A 17,665-nucleotide genomic window follows, 5' to 3' on the forward strand; every position below is an offset into this window, starting at 1 on the left:
TAAATTAATCTCCTCCGCAACCACCGCAAGAACTTCCGCATGAGCTGCCACAAGAACTAGTACAGCTCGATCCGCTACTGTCAGAGCTCGTGCAGCTTGATCCGCCGCTGTCAGAAGAACTAAAACTATATCCTTTTGAATGTGATGTGAGCGGAATAAAAGCACCTAATAGCACTACTTCACCATAGAAAAAATAATTCCATTGCCAGTCTTTTTCATTTTCTTCATTACGTTTTTCTTCTTTAACTAATGATGGAATTGTATCGATAAATAAGTAATTTAAAATCTTCCTGAGATAAAAAATAGCGACAGAAATCAAAATAATCATTACAAAAAATAAGTACACCACTGGTTTATGCCTGTTTATTCCTAGAATAAACCTCGTAATCCCAATACTTAACAGAAAACCCAAAACCAACATTACAATCCTTACTATGCCAATAAATTCTTTAGAATCATTAATTGTTTTTCTAATTCTAATTACGCTTTTTTCCAGTTGCTTAAATATTGGTTTTTGTCGTACTATTTTATTCAATTGATGATATTGAATTGGATCAAACTCTTTCAAAATTTCAATAACACAATTTTCATATCGATTATCAGTTAACTCTTCATCAATTAAATCCAATCTGTTATTGCTTATAATTTTAATCTTTTTATCTCGAACTAAATTGTTTACCACACCATGAATAACATAATCTAATTTATTTGTTTTAAGAAGAATTAATTCGAAAGGGCTTAGATTCGAAAAAATTAAATTTGATTTAATATTATTATAAAATGAAGTAAAAGCCTTTGTAACATATTGCATTAACAAATAAATTGCAACGGCAAATAATAAAATGTAATAGATTAAAAAATCAGGGTTTTTAATTTGAATCAGAATTGACTTTAGTAAATAATATAGAGGAAAAAGCGACACTACAAACAATACTAAATATCTGTTTTTAAATCTTTTGATATCGAGATCGTTTTTATTTAAATTTAGTAAACTACTATAATCGTGGTGTTCCCAAATTTCTTTCGGCTGATTTCCGAATTTTTGCTCGTAAAATTCTTTTGTTCTTTCTTTAGCTTTTTGAAATTTTTCTACCTCAGATCTGTTATGTGTCGACGGAATATGTTCGATTCTTTTCTTTAAAAGCGTACATAAATCAGAATAAGAATTGGTAAATATTAAGTGTTGATGCCAAACGATATCTACAATTTCAGAAGGTGAAACCATTTCAAAAGAACTAGCTGCCAAATACATGAACTTTTTGTATTCAAGAATTGCCGTTTTTGTAAAATGAATGGTCCAATTATTTTCAAATGCTAATCTTGTTGAAAATCCATATTCATCATTCGGATTATCTAAATCAAATCTTAAAATTTCTGACCAAAGCACTGTATTCATTAAGGTTTTTTAGTTAAGTTAGAATTTTTAATTTATCGTGAAGATAGCTTTATTTTTGATTTTAAGAAATAATTTGTTTTTATGTTTATGTGAAAATTTTATGGTTCTTCAATACATAGAAAACCCGACAGGTTTTTGAAACTTGTCGGGTTTGTTGTTTTAATATTCCTTAGGAATATCTCATTGGTAAAATAATAATATCGTTTTGCGTTGTGTCCTGTAGGGACACTTGTTTAAAAAAAAATGCATCTGTTATGTTAATCAAACGTTCCCATGGAACGTACTCCCATAATTCAAATTTACTACCAATGAGACATTCCTACGGAATGATTTTTATTGGAATTTCAAACCCTTAACGACTATTCAATTTTGCTTTCTCTTTAATGATATCAGCAATTTTTCGGTTTTCGATTTTGCTTTCGAGCCAAGAAATAATGTCAAGATATAAGAAGGCTCTCTTTTCGTAGGTGTTTTTTTCAAGTTCTACAAAACGAGCGTGCATTTTAATGAATTCTTTCTTAATATCAGCGGGATATAAGTTGTTTAGGTTTCTTAAGAACTTAATGATTTCCTTTTGAACCTCATGTAAGTCGTTCATTTTAATTAAGAACTTATATGTGTTTTTAAGGTGATTTTCTAGATAATAATCTTTTCCTAATTCATAATGTGCAATCAAAGACAAAAGTCTCGCAAAACACATTAAATCCTCGCGCATGCTTAAGTTTTTGTTGTTAATGATTTTGTCTAAGTAAGCAATACATTCGTTATATTTTTCATTTCCAAAATAAATAGAAGCAATCTTATAGAAGAACAACATCTCGTGATGTTCATCAAGATGTTCGCTGTGTAATTTTATTTTTTCCAGAATCTCAGGAATCAAATATTCGCTTTCGGCAAAAGTACCTTCGAGAATATGTAAATTCAGTTTATTGTTGTAAACGTATAGAAATGATAGCGATGCAATGTTATCGTTTACCGGAAACTTAGGATCTTCGATAGTTTCTTCTAAAAGCGTTAGATACTTCTTGAAATTCGATTTGTATTTCAACATATATAAGGATTCCAAAAAGTAATGATTTCCTTTTAAGAAAAATACAGGATTCTGAATAATCATATTTGGATTGTCATAAAACAAACGAACCCATTTGTAAGCATATTTGTAACTGGCAAGAAAATCCTGTACCAAGAAACTACGCCATAAATTTGCATTGTAAAACCAATATTTCTCGCGGAAACCAAACTTGCTTTCGTCTAATTTGGATATATGTTTGTTGAAATAGTCGTCAATATATTTATATTCTTCATCGCTTTTTACATAGCCGGTTTTTAACATTATTCCGTAGAGCTGAAGCGATAAATTAGATAATTTACTTGAAATAGTATTTCTGTAATTCAATTCTTTGGCCTGAATTACCAATTCGTCGGCGCGACCCTGAATACTTCGGGTAATATATTGTGATTCGATTAGTTTTTCGAATTCTACAATTTCATACGCCATATATTTTTCATCATTTTCAAGCGCAATGATTTTGGTTTTATCCAGAATTTTTAAACTCTGTTTGTATAGCCCTTTATTATATAAAATAACTGCAAAATCTATTTGTTCGCGCAATTGATAACGAATGTTCTGACTAGGAATATTCAATCGAATACTAACCAGAATTTGCTTGTATAGATATGATTTTAAGTTAGATAGCTGTACTTTCTTGATGATTCCGCTCTTTAAAATGAGCTTTTCGTCATAGTTTTCAGACTTGTCCAGAATATTAAACAATTCGATAAATTTCGTATTAGAACTGGTTTCTAAGCGGCTTGCAAAAATTTTAAACTGTCTTTTTTCGGATTTAGAAAGTGATTTTATTAATACAAATAAGAAATCTTTTTGATGGTTAGCCATTGTAAAATATAATAATGTAACTTATTGATTTTAAGTTGATTAATGTGTTATAAATTGTGTTATGAACAGTATAATTTCATTAAAATGAATTTCGTACTGAAGAAGTACAATATATATTTGTTATCAAGATGTGAAATTACATTAAATAAATGAATATGAATAGAGAGAAAGTTCAAATTTTTGACACCACTTTGCGCGACGGCGAACAAGTTCCAGGATGTAAGTTAGATACTAAACAAAAATTAGTTATCGCAGAACGACTTGATAAAATGGGAGTTGACGTTATCGAAGCAGGTTTTCCTGTGTCAAGTCCGGGCGATTTTTTATCGGTCTCTGAGATTTGTAAAATTGTAGAGAATGCAACCGTCTGCGGACTAACAAGAGCTGTAAAAAACGACATTGATGTTGCCGCAGCTGCTTTAAAGCATGCTAAAAAACCTAGAATCCACACAGGAATCGGAACATCTGAATCTCATATACTCCACAAATTAAATACCACAAGAGAAGATATTATTGCAAGAGCAAAATTTGCTGTTTCTCACGCAAAATCTTATGTAGAAGACGTTGAGTTTTATGCTGAAGATGCTGGTAGAACTGATAATGCTTTCCTTGCACAAGTTTGCGAAGAAGTGATTAAATCCGGAGCAACTGTATTGAATATCCCTGATACAACAGGATATTGTTTACCAGAGGAATACGGAGCAAAAATTAAATATTTGAGAGAAAACGTAAAAGGAATCGAAAACGTAATCCTTTCATGTCACTGTCATAATGATTTGGGAATGGCAACTGCAAACTCTATCGCAGGCGCTATAAATGGAGCGAGACAAATAGAATGTACTATTAATGGTATTGGTGAAAGAGCCGGAAACACGGCGCTTGAAGAAGTTGTAATGATTTTTAAACAACATCCTTACTTAAATCTTGATACGAATATCAATACTAGAGAATTGAATGAAATGAGCCGATTAGTTTCTGAAAGTATGGGAATGATCGTTCAGCCTAATAAAGCTATTGTTGGAGCAAATGCTTTTGCACATAGTTCTGGAATTCACCAGGATGGTGTGATCAAAAACAGAGCAACTTACGAAATCATGGATCCGCTTGATGTTGGAGTTAATGAATCTTCAATTATTCTAACGGCTAGAAGCGGAAGAGCAGCATTAGCTTATCGTGCTAAAAAAGTAGGTTACGAATTGACAAAAGTACAATTGGACATTGTATATATCGAGTTCTTGAAATTTGCTGATATTAAAAAAGAAGTTGTTGATGCTGATATTCATCAGATTATTGAGGCTGCTAAAATTCAAGGCGAATTAATCAGAAGCTAGTTCTTGAGTAGAGAATAGAATAAAGAGTAAAGAAGAAAGAAAAATAATAGATAGGGTTTAAATACATAAAGAACGAGACGTTATGAATTTGAAAATAGCAGTTTTACCAGGAGACGGAATTGGACCAGAGGTAATTTTACAAGCCAAAAAAGCCTTATATGCAATAGGCGAAGTGTATAATCATGAATTTGTTTTTGAAGAGGCGCTTATGGGAGCGATCGCTATCGACAAAACAGGAAATCCACTGCCGGAGCAAACTCTAAATCTGTGTTTGAATACAGATGCAGTTTTGTTTGGAGCAATTGGAGATCCTAAATATGATAATAATCCAAATGCAAAAGTTCGTCCGGAGCAAGGATTATTGAAGCTTCGTAAAGAACTGGGTTTGTTTGCTAATATTCGTCCTATAAAACCTTATAAATCATTGCTTGATGCTTCTCCTTTAAAAAGAGAAATTATCGAAGGTGCTGATTTTACAATTTTCAGAGAATTAACGGGTGGAGCTTATTTTGGAGCTAAAACTCTAAATGAAGAAGGAACTCACGCTTCGGATTTATGCGAATATTCAGAAGAAGAAATTACAAGAATTGCACATTTAGCTTTTAAATCGGCACAAAACCGACGCAAAAAACTAACAATGGTTGACAAAGCAAATGTTTTGGAAACTTCAAGATTGTGGAGAAAAGTGGTTCAGAAAGTAAGTGAAGGATATCCGGATGTAGCTTTAGACTTTTTATTTGTGGATAATGCAGCAATGCAGATTATCTTAAATCCGAAGCAATTTGATGTGATTTTGACAGAGAATTTATTCGGAGATATTTTATCAGATGAAGCAAGTGTAATTACAGGTTCTATCGGATTATTGGCTTCGGCTTCTTTAGGAGAAAAAAATGCTTTGTTTGAGCCAATTCACGGTTCTTATCCACAAGCAAAAGGAAAAAATATTGCTAATCCAATCGCTTCAATTTTATCAGCAGCAATGTTGTTAGAGCATTTCGGATTGTTTACAGAAGCAAATGTGATTTATAAAGCTGTTGAAAAAGCAATTGAATACAAAGTTGTTACGGTTGACTTAAAACCAGATTCAAAATTTGGTACAAATGAAGTAGGGGAGTTTGTTTCTAATTTCATTTTTAGCAAAGATGATCTGTTATATTTCAATAATGACAATGTAAGTATTGGTCAATCTACAATAGTTTAGATTTTTTATTAAAATAATGAATTAAATAACAAGAAGTATGTAAAATGTTGAGATTTTATTTTTTTAGTCCTATAAGTTTTCATACTTTTGTGACACTACAAAAAATAAAAGATGCAAATCTCAATTATTATTACTTCTGTCGTTGTTGTCAATGTGATTCACACATCTGCATCGGGAATGGTATAAATATAATTGAAAAACTATATTACAAACCTTCCAAATACTGGAAGGTTTTTTTTTGAATAAAAATTAAAATAAATAATACAATAATGGAATTAAATAAGTACAGCAAAACCATCACTCAAGATCCTACACAGCCTGCGGCGCAAGCTATGTTATACGGTATTGGTTTAACTGAAGAAGATCTGAAAAAAGCACAAGTTGGAATTGTTAGCATGGGTTACGATGGTAACACTTGCAATATGCACTTGAATGATTTAGCAAAAGATGTTAAAAAAGGTGTTTGGGATGCAGATCTTGTCGGACTTATTTTTAATACTATTGGTGTTAGTGACGGAATCTCAAACGGAACTGAAGGAATGCGTTATTCATTAGTTTCTCGTGACGTAATTGCAGATTCTATTGAAACAGTTGCAGGAGCACAATGGTACGATAGTATTATTGCAATTCCTGGCTGTGATAAAAATATGCCTGGAGCGTTGATCGCAATGGGAAGATTAAACCGTCCGTCTCTTATGGTTTACGGAGGTTCAATTCACTCTGGAAAATGGAAAGGTGAAACACTAAATATTGTATCAGCTTTTGAAGCTTTAGGAAAAAAAGTGAGAAACGAAATTACTCCAGAAGACTTTAAAGGAGTTATCCAAAATGCTTGTCCCGGAGCTGGTGCTTGTGGTGGAATGTATACGGCAAATACAATGTCGTCTGCAATTGAAGCATTAGGGATGAGTTTGCCATATAGTTCTTCAAATCCTGCTTTGAGTCAGGAAAAAAGAGACGAATGTCTTGCTGCAGGAGCTGCAATTAAAATATTATTAGAAAAAGATATTAAGCCAAAAGATATCATGACGCGCAAAGCTTTTGAAAATGCTATTACAATTGTAGCAGTTTTAGGAGGTTCTACAAACGCAGTTATGCACTTAATTGCAATGGCACATTCTGTTGGTATTACAATTACTTTAGATGATTTTCAGGCAATTAATGACAGAACACCTGTTTTGGCAGACATGAAGCCAAGTGGTAAATATATGATGGAAGATATTCATGAAGTTGGAGGAATTCCTTCAGTGATGAAATATTTATTGAAAGTAGGACTTATTCACGGAGATTGTTTGACTGTAACAGGAAAAACAGTTGCCGAAAATTTAGCTTCAACTCCGGATTTACAAGATGGACAAGAAGTAATTCACGAAATTCAAAAAGCGTTGAAACCAACTGGAAATATTCAGGTTTTATACGGAAATCTTGCCTCTGAAGGTGCTGTAGCAAAAATCAGCGGAAAAGAAGGAGAATATTTTGAAGGTCCAGCTGTTGTATTTGAAGGTGAATTTGAAGTAATTCCAGGTCTTGAGGCCGGAAAAATAAAACCCGGTAATGTAGTCGTCATCAGGTATTGTGGACCAAAAGGTGGTCCGGGGATGCCTGAAATGCTGAAGCCTACATCTGCGATTATTGGAGCCGGATTAGGTAGCACCTGTGCTCTTATCACAGACGGTAGATTCTCTGGAGGTTCACATGGCTTTGTCGTAGGACACATTACACCAGAGGCTTATGATGGTGGAGGTATTGCTTTAGTAAAAGATGGAGATTTAATCGCGATCGATGCTGTAAATAATACAATCAACCTGAAAATATCTGACGAAGAATTTGCAGCAAGAAAAGCGGCTTGGGTTCAACCGCCGTTGAAAGTTACAAAAGGAGTTTTACTTAAATATGCAAGATCGGTTTCAAGTGCTTCTACAGGTTGCGTTACCGATAATTAATTTGACAATAACAATTTCAAAAATCAATGGCAATATCAATAAAAACAGCAAAATTTAATTGCAATAAAAAATAGAAATATAAAGAATCACTTTAAAATTGATTTTTGACATTGCCATTGAATTTTGAGTTTTGAAATTGATTTTTGACATTGAAAAAAAAATATACTATGAGAATATCAGGGGCAGAAGCCGTTATAAGATGTTTGTTAGAAGAAGGAGTAGACTTAATTTATGGTTATCCAGGTGGAGCAATCATGCCGGTTTACGACGAATTGTATAAATTTCAAGATCAGTTACACCACGTTTTAGTACGTCACGAACAAGGTGCAACACATGCAGCTCAAGGTTATGCAAGAGCTACAGGAAAAGTAGGGGTTGCGATTGCGACTTCTGGACCAGGAGCAACAAATTTAGTTACAGGAATCGCTGATGCTCAGATAGATTCAACTCCGCTAGTTTGTATTACAGGACAAGTAGGCAGACATTTATTAGGATCTGATGCTTTTCAGGAAACGGATATTATCGGAATTTCGACTCCGGTAACCAAATGGAATTTTCAGATTACTGAAGCTTCTCAAATTCCTGAGATTATTGCAAAAGCCTTTTATATCGCACGTTCTGGACGTCCTGGACCTGTTTTGATCGATATTACGAAAAATGCTCAGTTTGATGAGTTTGATTTTAGCTATGAAAAATGTACAGGAATTAGAAGTTATGTTCCGGTTCCGAAATTAAATTTAGATAAAGTGGCCGAAGCTGCTGCTTTAATTAATAATGCTAAAAAACCTTTTATTGTTTTTGGTCAGGGAATTATTCTTGGTCAGGCCGAAGAACAATTAAAAGCTTTTATCGAAAAATCAGGAGTACCAGCTGGTTGGACTATTTTAGGACTTTCGGCTTTGCCAACAGATCATCCATTAAATGTTGGAATGTTGGGAATGCATGGAAATTACGGTCCAAATTTATTGACTAATGAATGTGATGTTTTAATTGCATTAGGAATGCGTTTTGACGACCGCGTTACAGGTAAATTAAGCACATATGCAAAACAGGCAAAAGTAATTCACTTTGAAATTGATCCTGCAGAAGTTGATAAAAACGTAAAAACAGAAGTTGCCGTTTTAGGAGATGTAAAAGAAGCTTTGAACGCAATATTGCCATTAATTGAAGCAAAATCGCATGATTTATGGCATAATGAATTTAAAGAATTGTACAAAATCGAAGTTGAAACGGTTATAGAAGAAGAGTTAAACCCAACGAATGGTAAAGGAATTTCGATGGGAGAAACGCTTGAAATGATTAATAAACACTCAAAAGGTGATGCGATAATTGTTTCAGATGTTGGTCAGCACCAAATGTTTGCTTGTCGTTATGCTAAATTTAATTCAACCAAAAGTAATATTACTTCTGGAGGATTAGGAACAATGGGATTTGCTTTGCCAGCTGCAATTGGAGCAAAAATGGGTAGACCAGATCGTGAAGTTGTAGCTATCATTGGAGACGGTGGTTTTCAGATGACAATTCAGGAATTAGGAACTATTTTCCAGACACAAGTTCCCGTAAAAATCGTGGTATTAAACAACGAGTTTTTAGGAATGGTACGTCAATGGCAAGAATTGTTTTTTGATAACAGATATGCTTCAACAAAAATGATTAATCCAAATTTTGTCGCTATTGCGGAAGGATATCATATCAAATCTAAAAAAGTAACAGAAAGAGAAGATCTTGATGCAGCTGTCGCAGAAATGATGGCTTCAAAAGATTCGTATTTCTTAGAAGTTATGGTAGAAAAAGAAAACAATGTTTTCCCAATGATTCCAACAGGAGCATGTGTTTCTGAAATTAGATTAAGCTAGAAAAAAGTTTCAGGTTTCAGGTTTTTTGAGTTTCAAGTTGTAGAACGTGAAACCTGAAACTTGAAACAAAATAAACTAAAAAACAAATGGAAGATAAAACATTTACCATATCGGTATATTCAGAAAATAACGTGGGCTTGTTGAATAGAATATCAGGAATATTCTTAAAGCGTCACATTAATATATTAAGTTTAAACGTTTCAGAATCAGAAATCGAGAATGTTTCGAGATTTATCATTGTAGTAAATACAACTGAGAAATGGGTTCAGAATATCGTAGGACAAATTGAAAAACAAATCGAAGTTATAAAAGCTTTTTATCACACAGATGAAGAGACTATTTATTTGGAAAATGCATTATTCAAAATTGCTTCAAGTTTGTTATTCGATGAAAAACAAATTCAGAATATCATCAAAGACAGTCAGTCTACAATTGTTACTGTTTCTCGTGATTTCTTTGTGATTTCGAAATCAGGAAGACGTTCAGAAATTGAAGATTTGTACGAAAAATTTAAACCTTACGGTATTATGCAATTCGTGCGTTCAGGAAGAATATCAGTTTCTAAAGAAAAAATGGAAATTTCGACTTTGTTAGAAACATTCAAATAGTATCATTTTATACATATTAATCAATTATTAAATTACAACATCATTAAATATTAAAAAAGAATGGCAAATTATTTCAACACATTACCACTTAGATTACAATTAGAACAATTAGGAGTTTGCGAATTTATGGAGCAATCTGAATTTGCAGACGGAATTGCTGCACTTGCAGGAAAAAAAGTTGTCATCGTAGGTTGTGGTGCACAAGGTTTAAATCAAGGTTTAAACATGAGAGATTCTGGTCTGGATATTTCTTATGCATTGCGTGCAGATGCAATCGCTGAAAAAAGAGCTTCTTATAAAAATGCTACTGAAAACGGTTTTAAAGTAGGTACTTATGAAGAATTAATTCCAACTGCTGACTTAGTTTGTAACTTAACTCCGGATAAGCAACATACTGCTGTAGTTACCGCCATTATGCCATTAATGAAACAAGGATCGACATTATCATATTCTCACGGTTTTAATATTGTTGAAGAAGGAATGCAGATTCGTAAAGATATCACAGTTATTATGTGTGCTCCTAAATGTCCTGGTTCTGAGGTTCGTGAAGAATACAAAAGAGGATTTGGTGTACCAACTTTAATTGCAGTTCACCCTGAAAATGATCCAAACGGTTTTGGTTTAGATCAAGCAAAAGCTTACGCTGTAGCAACTGGAGGACATAAAGCAGGAGTTTTAAAATCATCTTTCGTAGCCGAAGTAAAATCAGATTTAATGGGTGAGCAAACTATCCTTTGCGGATTATTGCAAACGGGATCTATTTTATGTTTTGATAAAATGGTCGAAAAAGGAATCGATGCTGCATATGCTTCAAAATTAATTCAATACGGATGGGAAACTATCACTGAAGCTTTGAAACATGGTGGAATCACAAATATGATGGATCGTCTTTCAAATCCTGCAAAAATCGAAGCTTATGAACTTGCTGAAGAATTAAAAGACATCATGCGTCCATTATTCCAAAAACACCAAGATGATATTATTTCTGGAGAATTCTCAAGAACTATGATGATTGACTGGGCTAATGACGATGTGAATTTATTGAAATGGAGAGCTGCAACGGGAGAAACTAATTTTGAAAAAACAGCTCCACAAGAAGCTCCAATTTCTGAACAAGAATATTTTGACAATGGAGTTTTGATGATTGCTATGGTTAAAGCTGGTGTTGAATTAGCTTTCGAAACAATGACTGAGGCAGGAATCATCGAAGAATCAGCTTATTATGAGTCATTACACGAATTGCCTTTGATTGCAAATACAATTGCAAGAAAAAAATTATTCGAAATGAACCGCGTTATTTCGGATACAGCTGAATACGGTTGTTATTTATTTGACCACGCTTGTAAACCATTATTGACTGAGTTTATGAAAACGGTTGAAACTAATATTATAGGAAAACCATTTTCGACTTCAAATGGAGTGGATAATGCTATTTTAATTGCAGTAAACAAAGAAATTCGTCAACATCCTATCGAAGAAGTAGGAGCATGGTTGAGAGAATCAATGACTGCAATGAAAAAAATTGGATAATAAATTGGGAATTACCACACATTCGGGTGTGATGGGATTTTGCACTGTATCTCTTTTTATATAATATTTTGAATTAGTAAGCACTTATTAAAAAAAAATTGGATATAGATGCATTCTGCATTCACTTAACTTCTGTGAGTAAGTAAGTTAAGTGAATCTGATCCCTAAATTAGGGAGTATGTTTTGAAAAAAATATACTTGCTGAAAGTTTCATTTTTAATTAATAAAGATGCTTCTATTTTCAAAATAGAGTAAAGCATTGTAATGCAGAATTACAAAATTAATTGTTATTGAAATTGTTAAAATTAAAAAGGCGTGGTATTTATTTATTACGCCTTTTTTGCAATATGTAATTTTTCTTCAAAAACGAAAAAATTGTGTTATAGGTAGAAAAAGGCGATATTTTTTTTAATATGTGTTTTTTTTTGCTGAAATTTATGAATTAAATAATTTTAAGAATACGTTGATATTTAATACATTTATAAAAAAAATTCCAAAAACATATGAGTTATTATAAAATTGAAAATTTAGAACAATATTTTAAACATTACAATAAGTCAATAAGAGAACCAAGAAAATTTTGGGGAAAAATAGCTGAGGAAAATTTCACTTGGTATCAACAATGGGATAAAGTAGTTGATTTTAATATGGCTGATGCCGAAGTAAAATGGTTTACTGAAGCAAAAGTTAATATTACTAAAAATTGTATCGATAGACACTTAAGCAAAAGAGGAGAGAAAACGGCGATTATTTTTGAACCGAACGATCCTTCTGAAGAAGCTTTACATATAACATATAATGAATTATACGAACGCGTTTCAAAAATGGCAAATGTTTTGCGTGAGCAAGGTATTCGTAAAGGAGACAGAGTTTGTATTTATTTGCCAATGATTCCAGAATTGGCAGTTGCAGTATTGGCATGTGCGAGAATTGGGGCAATTCACTCTGTTGTTTTTGCAGGATTCTCAGCATCAGCAGTTTCTGCAAGAATTAATGACTGCGAATGTAAAATGGTTATTACATCTGATGGTGGTTACAGAGGAAATAAAACAATCGATCTAAAAGGAATCGTTGATGAAGCATTAGATACTTGTCCATCTGTTTCTAAAGTTTTGGTAGTAAAAAGAACCAATACTGATATCAAAATGAAAGAAGGACGTGACCAATGGTTACAACCTTTATTAGACGCAGCTTTAGATAATAGTGTTGCTGAAATTATGGATGCCGAAGATCCTTTGTTTATCTTGTATACTTCTGGTTCTACAGGAAAACCAAAAGGAATGGTGCATACTACAGCTGGATACATGGTTTATACAGCTTATACTTTTAAAAATGTTTTTAGTCACGAAGAAAATGATATTTTCTGGTGTACTGCGGATATCGGTTGGATTACAGGTCACTCTTATATATTATACGGACCATTATTAAATGGTGGAACAACTGTAATTTTTGAGGGAGTTCCGTCTTATCCTGATTTTAGCCGTTTTTGGGATATTATCGAAAAACATAAAATTACACAATTCTATACAGCGCCAACAGCAATTCGTTCGTTAGCAAAAGAAAGTTTAGATTACATTCAAAAATACCCACTTAAATCACTAAAAGTTATTGGATCTGTTGGAGAACCAATCAACGAAGAAGCTTGGCACTGGTTCAATGACCACGTTGGAGACAAAAGATGTCCGGTGGTTGATACTTGGTGGCAAACAGAAACTGGTGGAATCATGATTTCTCCAATTGCTTTTGTAACACCAACAAAACCAACATACGCAACTTTGCCATTGCCAGGAATTCAGCCTGTTTTAATGGATGAAAAACGCAATGAAATCGAAGGAAACCAAGTTGTAGGTAGTTTATGTATTAAATTTCCTTGGCCTGGAATCGCCAGAACAATTTGGGGAGATCACCAACGTTACAAAGACACTTATTTTTCTGCTTTCCCTGGAAAATATTTCACTGGAGACGGAGCGTTAAGAGACGAAGTTGGATATTACAGAATTACCGGTAGAGTAGATGATGTTGTAATTGTTTCAGGTCATAATCTGGGAACTGCGCCTATTGAAGACGCGATCAACGAGCATCCTGCAGTTGCCGAATCTGCAATTGTTGGATTCCCACATGATATTAAAGGAAATGCATTGTATGGTTTTGTAATTCTAAAAGAAACCGGAGAAGTTAGAGATAGAACTAACTTAACGAAAGAGATCAATCAATATATTTCTGATCACATTGGGCCAATTGCAAAATTAGATAAAATTCAGTTTGTGTCTGGTTTACCAAAAACTCGTTCAGGAAAAATCATGCGTAGAATTTTACGTAAAATAGCCGAAGGAGATTTCTCTAATTTTGGAGATACTTCAACATTATTGAATCCTGAAATTGTAGAAGAAATTATGAAGAATAAGATTTAATATCTTTTCAATACATAAAAAGTAAAGCTGTCTCAAATCGAGGCAGCTTTTTTTATTTAATATAATTAAAGCTTCGAAATCGGCTGACTTTAAAGAATATTCTTATGCTTAAATGCAAAAACCCGAGGAGAAACATAATATTTTAAACGCAAAGCTCACTAAGATTTAAATCTAACAATGTGTTTTTATTAAATCAGATATGCAAAAAAAACTTTGCGAACTTTGCGGTTAAATTCATCCTTAATTTTACTTTCTTATTCCTTTAAGAAGTGCGTAGATTGCCATTGCGTGTCCGTGACCTAAATCAAAATCAGCTTTTAGCCAAGTGACAATTTCACCCGCTTTTATTTCTGGTTTTAGTTGTCCGTTTACAGAATAACCTTTTTGATCTGAAAGTTTTTTAAAATCATCAGATTCCATTCCTGTCTTTGCTTTGATGTTTGTTAAATATGCTTGAAATGACATAATTTTATAAGTTTAATTGTTAGTTATTTTTCGACAATAGTTTTTATGTTGTTTAGGCTTTCTTCTACATCAGTGCCTATTATTTTATCCATATTTAGAAAAATCAGCATGAAATTTTTAGGCCAGTTCATTCCACTGTTATAAACCCAGATTAGTTTTGTTTGATTTGGAGTTAGACTTTCGGTAGTCATAGATCCATTAGCGGTAAATACATAAGGCGCTAAAAAACGAAGCTCAAAATCGACTTTTTCTCCTTCGGTAACTTTTTTTATTTCCCATTCACCTTTTCCTGTTTTGTGATGTTTACTTTCAAAAGTTAAAACAGATCCTGACATACCATCCGGATTCCCTTTTATTTCGATTTTAGTATTTGGGTCAAGTAATAACCATTTACTGTATAATTTCTGATTTTGGTTTAGTTTTATAAAATCGAAAACTTCCTGTTTGGGTTTATTAATTACGATTTGTCTCGTTATCGTGTATTTATCTTTTGTAAACATCGCTACTACTAAAGCCAGTGCTATTATGGCTACTAAAACAATTATTATTTTTACGAATATCATTTTCATTTTTGTTAAGTTGATTAATTAAAAGTTTTCTAATTAGTTATTTTGATTTTGGTTAGGATCGAAATTAAACATCCATTGATTTCCAAACTTGTCGGTTAGATGTCCGAATAAGGCACCCCAAAACATCATTTCAAGTGGTTGAGAAGTTTCTCCATCCTTTGATAAATTTGAATAAGCTTTTCGGGTTTCTTCCTCACTTGAAAAATTAAGCATTAATGAAACCGCGTTGCCCTTAATTAAATTTTGAGGCGACATATCCGAACCCATAATTATAATGTCGCCACTTCTAAGCATTGAATGTAGAATACATTCTTTCATTTGTGCAGGCAATTGTTCTGATACAGGCGATTCGTCAACTGTTTGAAGAACAAGCTCGCCTCCTAAACATTCTTTATAGAATGTCATTGCTTCACGACAATTGCCGTTGAAAGTCAAATAAGAATTTATTGTTGTCATTTTGCTTTATATTTTATGTTGACTCTTAATTGAACCAACAAGACAAAGTTGCAACTACTTACAAAAATAAAAACTGTACGGAAATGACAACAAAGAGGTTGTTTGCGTCATTTTTTTTATCTTTATTAAAAAAATAAAAGTGGTAAAAGATGAAAAAAGTAAGTATTCTTGTTCTTGAAAGCTCCGTTTTGCAAGCCATTGCTGACCCTCAATATTTGTTTTCGGCAGTCAATCAGTTTATGATTGCGTCAGGAAAAAAGGCGTTGTTTGATGTTCAATTAGTTGGATTAAAAAAAGAAGTGAAACTCAATAACGGTTTATACTCTGTAAATACTTCTCAACTTTTAAAAGATATCGAAAAAACCGATTTGGTTGTAATACCAGCTTTATTTGGCGATATGAAAAGTGCAATTGCTCAAAACCAAGAATTATTGCCATGGATAAATGAGCAATATAATAAAGGTGCAGAAGTTGCTTCGCTGTGCGTTGGCGCATTTTTATTAGCATCAACAGGTTTGCTTAATGGCAAAAAATGCTCAACACATTGGGGTTTTCAAAATGAGTTTCGAGAGATGTTTCCGGACGTTGAAGTAGTTGACGGAAGTATTATAACTGAAGAAAATAGAATTTATTCAAGTGGCGGAGCAAAATCGTATTGGAATTTATTATTGCATCTAGTAGAAAAATATACAGATCGGGAAACTGCAATTTTAGCTTCAAAATATTTTGCGATAGACATAGATAGAGAAAGTCAATTGGCATTTGCAATGTTTCAAGGACAAAAAAATCATAATGATGATGTTATAAAAAAGACGCAGGACTTTATCGAAAATAATATTCAGGAAAAAATAACAATTGAAGAATTATCTGAATTAGTATCGTTGGGAAGAAGAAGTTTTGAAAGACGTTTTAAAGTCGCTACCAATAATTCGGTATTAGTGTATATAAACCGAGTTAAAGTAGAATTTGCTAAACGCAGTTTCGAAACAAGTAGAAAAAATATTAATGAAGTAATGTATGATGTAGGTTATACGGATACAAAGGCATTTAGAACAATTTTTAAAAAAATAACCGGTCTTACTCCAATTGAATACCGTAATAAATACAATAAAATGACTTTTCAAAATAATGTAGAAATAGAAATAGCGTCTTAATTTCAAATAAGTTTTTTTATTTAAAATTTTTAAAACACCCCTAATAAGTTTTAAGAATATTAGATTAAGGTAAAAAAGCTTTTACTTTATTTTTAATCTGAATCAATGATAGAATAGAAAACAAAAAAAGCCTCTTAATTTTAAGAGGCTTTTCTATATTAGAATATTTGTCAGACTGAGCGAAGTCGAAGTCCGACAATGTTCGGGTAAAAACTTAAATTTCCTTATATAACTTATATGGTAAAAAAACTATTTAATTCCCAATCTGGATTTTAGTTTCAAAAACAAAAGAGCAATTTTGTATGCATCTTCAGCAGATGAATTTCGATCACTCTTCGGAATTTTGAATATTTCCGTTAAATCGTCAAGCGAAAACTGTTTATCATTGATATCAGTTAATTTTCTGTACATCATATCAACGTCCAAAGCTTCATTTTTCAATCTTCCGCAATCAAGACGTTCTAATGCAGCATTTAACATTTCTATGTCAAAATTAATATGATGACCAACCAAAATCGAATTACCAATAAAATTCACCAAAGCTTCAATGGCATCTGGTTCAGGCATTTTAAGCATTTTGCTTTCGATGATGAACTCATTCGAAAGACCATTATCCTGCAAAAATTTGTACTGTAACAAAACAGCTTCAAAATTATCCTTTATTATAATACTATCATCCACTACAGAAAAAGCACCCAAAGACAAAATAACATCTTTATTTGGGTTTAATCCTGAAGTTTCAGTCGATAAGACTACAAATCTATTAGGTTTTGTTTCGAATTTAGTCAGGTAATCTTTCCAGAAATCCGGATACTCCTTATTGATATTTTTAATCCAGTCTAGCATAT

At 32.7% G+C, this 17,665-nt stretch carries 14 protein-coding genes; 8 read left to right on the plus strand and 6 right to left on the minus strand.

The window, feature by feature from the left end:
* Positions 1-4: 4 nt before the first annotated feature.
* Entirely contained in the window at positions 5-1,396 is a 1,392-nt protein-coding gene (locus CLU81_RS25530; protein ID WP_099712409.1) for a hypothetical protein, read from the minus strand.
* Between the two features lie 352 nt (positions 1,397-1,748).
* Positions 1,749-3,293 (minus strand): hypothetical protein, encoded by a 1,545-nt coding sequence (locus CLU81_RS25535; protein ID WP_099712410.1) that lies wholly within the window; start codon positions 3,291-3,293, stop codon positions 1,749-1,751.
* A gap of 155 nt (positions 3,294-3,448) precedes the next feature.
* Between CLU81_RS25535 and CLU81_RS25540 the strand changes: the two genes are divergently transcribed.
* From CLU81_RS25540 to acs, 7 genes are all read left to right on the plus strand, one after another.
* Positions 3,449-4,624, plus strand: coding sequence for a 2-isopropylmalate synthase (locus CLU81_RS25540; protein ID WP_099712874.1), 1,176 nt, complete (start codon positions 3,449-3,451; stop codon positions 4,622-4,624).
* Positions 4,625-4,706: 82 nt separating this feature from the next.
* Positions 4,707-5,825 (plus strand): 3-isopropylmalate dehydrogenase, encoded by a 1,119-nt coding sequence (gene leuB, locus CLU81_RS25545; protein ID WP_099712411.1) that lies wholly within the window; start codon positions 4,707-4,709, stop codon positions 5,823-5,825.
* A gap of 269 nt (positions 5,826-6,094) precedes the next feature.
* Complete coding sequence (gene ilvD, locus CLU81_RS25550) at positions 6,095-7,768, plus strand: dihydroxy-acid dehydratase (RefSeq protein ID WP_099712412.1); 1,674 nt, start codon at positions 6,095-6,097, stop codon at positions 7,766-7,768.
* A 167-nt stretch (positions 7,769-7,935) separates the two neighbouring features.
* Positions 7,936-9,624 carry a biosynthetic-type acetolactate synthase large subunit gene (gene ilvB / locus CLU81_RS25555; RefSeq protein WP_099712413.1) on the plus strand — a complete coding sequence of 563 codons (1,689 nt, stop codon included), beginning with the start codon at positions 7,936-7,938 and terminating at the stop codon, positions 9,622-9,624.
* Positions 9,625-9,710: 86 nt separating this feature from the next.
* The gene (gene ilvN / locus CLU81_RS25560) at positions 9,711-10,232 is read left to right on the plus strand and encodes an acetolactate synthase small subunit (protein WP_099712414.1); all 522 of its coding nucleotides are present in this window, start codon (positions 9,711-9,713) and stop codon (positions 10,230-10,232) included.
* Between the two features lie 60 nt (positions 10,233-10,292).
* A complete protein-coding gene (ilvC, locus tag CLU81_RS25565; protein WP_099712415.1) occupies positions 10,293-11,762 on the plus strand; it encodes a ketol-acid reductoisomerase in 1,470 nt (489 codons plus the stop codon).
* A gap of 503 nt (positions 11,763-12,265) precedes the next feature.
* Positions 12,266-14,173, plus strand: a complete 1,908-nt coding sequence (gene acs, locus CLU81_RS25570; protein ID WP_099712416.1) for an acetate--CoA ligase — start codon at positions 12,266-12,268, stop codon at positions 14,171-14,173.
* Between the two features lie 246 nt (positions 14,174-14,419).
* On the opposite strand, the gene CLU81_RS25575 is transcribed toward acs, so the two are convergent.
* The 3 genes from CLU81_RS25575 to CLU81_RS25585 are packed head-to-tail and all read right to left on the minus strand — an operon-like array spanning position 14,420 to position 15,663.
* A complete protein-coding gene (locus CLU81_RS25575) occupies positions 14,420-14,638 on the minus strand; it encodes a DUF4287 domain-containing protein (RefSeq protein WP_099712417.1) in 219 nt (72 codons plus the stop codon).
* A 23-nt stretch (positions 14,639-14,661) separates the two neighbouring features.
* Positions 14,662-15,207: an SRPBCC family protein gene (locus CLU81_RS25580; protein WP_099712418.1), complete on the minus strand. Its 546-nt coding sequence runs from the start codon at positions 15,205-15,207 to the stop codon at positions 14,662-14,664.
* A 33-nt stretch (positions 15,208-15,240) separates the two neighbouring features.
* A complete protein-coding gene (locus CLU81_RS25585) occupies positions 15,241-15,663 on the minus strand; it encodes a VOC family protein (RefSeq protein WP_099712419.1) in 423 nt (140 codons plus the stop codon).
* A gap of 149 nt (positions 15,664-15,812) precedes the next feature.
* Between CLU81_RS25585 and CLU81_RS25590 the strand changes: the two genes are divergently transcribed.
* The gene (locus CLU81_RS25590) at positions 15,813-16,817 is read left to right on the plus strand and encodes a GlxA family transcriptional regulator (protein WP_099712420.1); all 1,005 of its coding nucleotides are present in this window, start codon (positions 15,813-15,815) and stop codon (positions 16,815-16,817) included.
* A gap of 249 nt (positions 16,818-17,066) precedes the next feature.
* Here CLU81_RS25590 and CLU81_RS25595 read toward each other — a convergent pair whose 3' ends face one another.
* A complete protein-coding gene (locus tag CLU81_RS25595; protein ID WP_099712421.1) occupies positions 17,067-17,663 on the minus strand; it encodes a PolC-type DNA polymerase III in 597 nt (198 codons plus the stop codon).
* Positions 17,664-17,665 lie beyond the last annotated feature (2 nt).

It is taken from the genome of Flavobacterium sp. 9, assembly GCF_002754195.1.
Lineage (GTDB): Bacteria > Bacteroidota > Bacteroidia > Flavobacteriales > Flavobacteriaceae > Flavobacterium.